General features: G+C 41.4%; 4 protein-coding genes. All 4 read right to left on the bottom strand.

Going from position 1 to position 4245, the window contains the following annotated elements:
* Positions 1-112: 112 nt before the first annotated feature.
* Complete coding sequence (locus F6K23_RS39920; protein ID WP_293166672.1) at positions 113-466, bottom strand: RRXRR domain-containing protein; 354 nt, start codon at positions 464-466, stop codon at positions 113-115.
* 163 nt (positions 467-629) lie between these two features.
* Complete coding sequence (gene cobD / locus F6K23_RS39925; protein WP_293166674.1) at positions 630-1736, bottom strand: threonine-phosphate decarboxylase CobD; 1107 nt, start codon at positions 1734-1736, stop codon at positions 630-632.
* A 12-nt stretch (positions 1737-1748) separates the two neighbouring features.
* Entirely contained in the window at positions 1749-2030 is a 282-nt protein-coding gene (locus F6K23_RS39930; protein WP_293166676.1) for an HU family DNA-binding protein, read from the bottom strand.
* A gap of 843 nt (positions 2031-2873) precedes the next feature.
* On the bottom strand, positions 2874-4245 hold a 1372-nt coding region (locus tag F6K23_RS39935), incomplete at its 5' end, for an RNA-guided endonuclease InsQ/TnpB family protein (RefSeq protein WP_367267962.1).

A 4245-nucleotide genomic window follows, 5' to 3' on the forward strand; every position in this document is an offset into this window, starting at 1 on the left:
AGAGGATTGGATTAAAAGGAATTTTTTTCTTCTCTTGGTCGATTGGATATGGCGAGGGGACCTCGCCATCCCTCGACCGCTTTTTTCTCCATGAATGGAGAGGCTTTATACCTTAATTTTTCGGTAATGCTCGACCTCTGACATTTTTAATGACTTTTCCTTGTTTGATAACAGCAGAACCAAGTCTTTCTTTTACGCGCTCAAAAGGCAAAACCAAATGGGCACTATAAAGGGTGAACCTAGCAGATTGGACTGCAATTCCTGTATAGTTTTTACCAGGGTCGCAACCAACTGTTATTTTCTGAGTTTCACGACCTGATGGTTCAGCTACTAATCGAACATAATACAAACCAGCATCATTCCAATGGCCAGTAGCTTTTCCTTCCTTGACCCAACGACGTGCCCGCGATGCTTTTGTGGGCATTGCAGGAGAGCCATCAGGATTTTGTACTGGTACTCGAATCATTAGAGATAATCCTTTTCGAGAAAGTTGTAAGTCCCTAAGACCACCAAAAGCGTTGTGTCCTGCAATAACGCAGTGCCTTTACCCAAAAAGGCCAACAGATAATCCGAGCTAGGGAAATACCCTGAAGTGTTATCGCTTTCAGCTGTATGGTAAGCGCCAACTCTTAGTCGGATATTGGGTTATCCAAGCTGCGCGACTTCAGCCCGCAGAAGTTGAAGACTTCTGTTAAAGCATCAAGTAACATTTGATTCTCTTCTTTGGTACGGACAGCAACTCGAAAATAGCGATCGCCCAATTCTGGAAAACTTAGACAATCTCTAATCAAAATTTTATGCCGTTTCAGTAATATTGTCTGTAGCCAGTCAACGGACTTTTGTGAATTAACTAATAAAAAATTGGCTGCACCGGGATATGGTTGTAACCCCGGTAACTCCGCCAACCCTTGGAATAACTGGGGACGAGCATCTGCCAACCAATCCCAAGTTAGCTGTTGAAATGCTTGGTCTTGTAAAACTGCTTGAGCCACAGCAATAGCAAAAGTATTTACAGGCCAGGGGTCTCGCCATTTTTGCCATTTCCGAAGGCGCTCAGGATGAGAAATTGCATAACCCAAGCGTAGTCCAGGTAAACTATAGAATTTAGTCAAAGAGCGTAAAATGACCAAATTCTCAAATTCTGTCACCAATGGCACCAAGCTTTCTAGTTGAGGCGGTGGTAAGAAGTCCATAAATGCTTCATCTACCACTACCAAACCGAACTTTTCTAAATAAGGAACAATTGCTTCAGGCTTCATCAACATTCCCGTAGGATTATGAGGATTATTTAGAAGCAGTCCTTTATTAATATCAGCTCCTATCTCCAACTGAGGTAATTGCCATTGCCCGATGATTAAGGGACATTCAACCACATTAGAAGTAAAAGTTTGCAGGGCACGTCGATAATCACCAAAAGCTGGCGTTACCAAATAAGTTGTCTCCAGCTTTGACAAATCTAGGGCAGCCCAAGTTAATAATTCGGCCGCACCATTGCCAGGCAAAACCCACTCTGGAGTCAGAGGAGGATGTGCTAAACTCAGCGCTCTCTTCAACTCCTGATAACTAGGGTCTGGATAAGCTCTGAGTTTATCGATCTGAGTTTGAATGGCATGGATAGCAGAATCTGGTAGCCCTAGAGGATTAATACTGGCAGAAAAATCAAGAATAGCAGATATTGGACAACCTGCTATTGTGGCTGCCCAAGCTAAATTTCCTCCGTGTACTGGTTTAGTCAAAGCTGGATATAGTTATTTACTGTTTGCAACTAACTCTTTGAAAGATTTACCTGCAGAAAAAGCAGGCACTGTAGTTTCAGGTATTTCCATTTTGTCACCTGTTTTGGGATTACGACCTTCCCTGGCTTTGCGTTCTCTTGATTCAAATGAACCAAAGCCCACGAGGGTCACTTTATCTCCACTGGCCACAGCTTCCATAATAGCTTCTAGGGCTGCACTAAGTACAGCATCGGCTTGCTTTTTAGTGACATCAGCTTTTTTTGCAATTTCGTCAACTAATTCGCCTTTGTTCATTGAGATACTCCTTTTGAATTTGGACAGAATGTTCTAGCAGGGTTTAGTTTGCAGCAATTAAATCTAAGGTTCAAGTAAGCAAGGTCTTGGGATACCATTGATAGGTTTTCAACTATTAGGCTTTTTGTGATTAACTTCAACCTTTTCTTTGACCTACCAAAACCTCAAACCTTTTGACTGATAATGCTTTCCCATCTCCTCTTGCCTATCATAAGCGTGAGTTTTAGGGATGGCATCAGGATTTTTTTGCTGAAAACCCCATACTATCTAGCTTTCACTGGTTTATTCTAATCTGTGCTTGGGTGATATGGAGCGGTGAAACCTTTAATTTATGTAGATTTCTAGACTTCTTTAGTTTTTGATTATATTTTGGGCCGAAAAAAAACTGTTGTAGATTGGTTAAAGGACTTTTTTTCCAGATTTTCTTATTTTTGTGGCGCTTCAAATATTATTCATTTTGTGAAGCAATCCAATTGAAGGTTTAACCTGTTTTCCAGATTTTCTGATTTTTGTGGTGCGTCAAATATTATTCATTTTTGGTAGCACTCAGTTGAAAGTTTTAGCTGTAGCTAGGGCTTGCTGATTAAATATCAAAGCATTGACTGATGTTGGTTTGAGGCAATTTATATCTGGAAAAAGTATGAGCTTTTCAGCAAGTGTAGGTTAAAAAAGTGAGGATTTTCACCGAAGCACGCAGCCGAAAATCACTCTGACTATCATTAATGGCCACTGGATCTGTAATTCCCATTCCTTCTACGTCCTAACTACTCCCTACTCCCTACAAAGAGCAAAAATACTTTCCATACGCAAACCCTAGCTAGTAATTAAAACTAAGACGATGAACTACCCCGCCGTGTAGACGTGCGGGGTTTGAGAAACCGCACCCGAAACATCTACATTTTGAGATTTTGATCGTTTCATCTGCCCCAGTTGCTTCATCGAGCCCGTATGTTTACGGGTCGAATCAGTAGAGCTAGAACATCGACGACTAACGAGGTTAGTTCCTAACCCCGGCTGTTTATCCGCTGCTGTTTGCCACATTACCATGACCGAGCCTTGGTCTCTTGGTATCTCAAAACCACAATCATCACAAACATGGTAACGATTACTCAATTGCGCCCATTCCCTATGAACAGTTCCACAGCTAGGGCAACGTTGAGATGGCTTGACTTTTTTGGTATCTATGGTTATGTGCAAACCACCTTTAGCGAGGATTTTATATAGCGCCATTTGATTTAACGCTCCGAAACCCACATCTAATAAGGCACGGTTTAAGCCTGCTTTCTGTTTTTTGCGTTTACCTTTTTTAGCCTTGCGGGTCATACCTCTAACATTTAACTTTTCGGTCACAACTATGTCATAACAACTAGCAATTTCTGTTGTGACTTTGTGCTGCCAATCTTGTCTTACGGCTGACTGCTTGGCCTTGAGTTTAGAGATTTTTCTCTTCGCTTTTTTCCATCTACTTGATGCTTTTTGCTTACCTTTAATTGGTCGCTGCTTTCTTTTGAGTTGACGTGAAGCTTGCTTAATTTTTGGGGCAAACTCCCTATCAAATCTAGGATTACTGATTGAGTTGAACCCATACCCGTCATAGCAAGTCAATGCTGTTTCACATCCTAAGTCAAAAGCCACCATTGACTCATAATCCAGTGGAGACTTACTACCAAACAATGGCTCAGGTTCAGAGGTCTTGATACTAAATGAAGCATACCACTCATCTTTATGAGGACGATAAACAATCGTACAAGTAGTAGGTTTTCCCCAATACTTAAACCTACCCCGCATTCTGAGTCTCATACCCAAGTCATTAAGTGTCACCCATCCACAGTTGACTGCATATTTCTGGCTACATTCAATCTGCACTTTAAAACCTTGCCTACCATCTGGGTAAGTCCAACCGGAGTAATTCCCGATCGATTTGAATTTAGGGCGTTTCCTAATTCCTTTTAAAAAAGCGTTATAAGCTAAGTCAACACGCTTGACTGTTGCCTGTAGCGCAGTCAGATTGAGTTGCTGGTAATCTGGCCACTGCTGCCTAAAACCAGGTAATGCGTTTTGTTGAGTAAAGTAATCTACACTAAAGGCGTTTTTTCTCCACTCAAAACGTCTATGAGCGACACAAGCGTTATACAAAAGTTGGTGTAGCTTTCTGGCTAAAAATAGTTTTTCTTTCTGTACTTTTGTCGGGTACAGTCGAAAAGTCAATCTTCTA

Source organism: Okeania sp. SIO2C9 (assembly GCF_010672455.1).
Taxonomy (GTDB): domain Bacteria; phylum Cyanobacteriota; class Cyanobacteriia; order Cyanobacteriales; family Microcoleaceae; genus Okeania.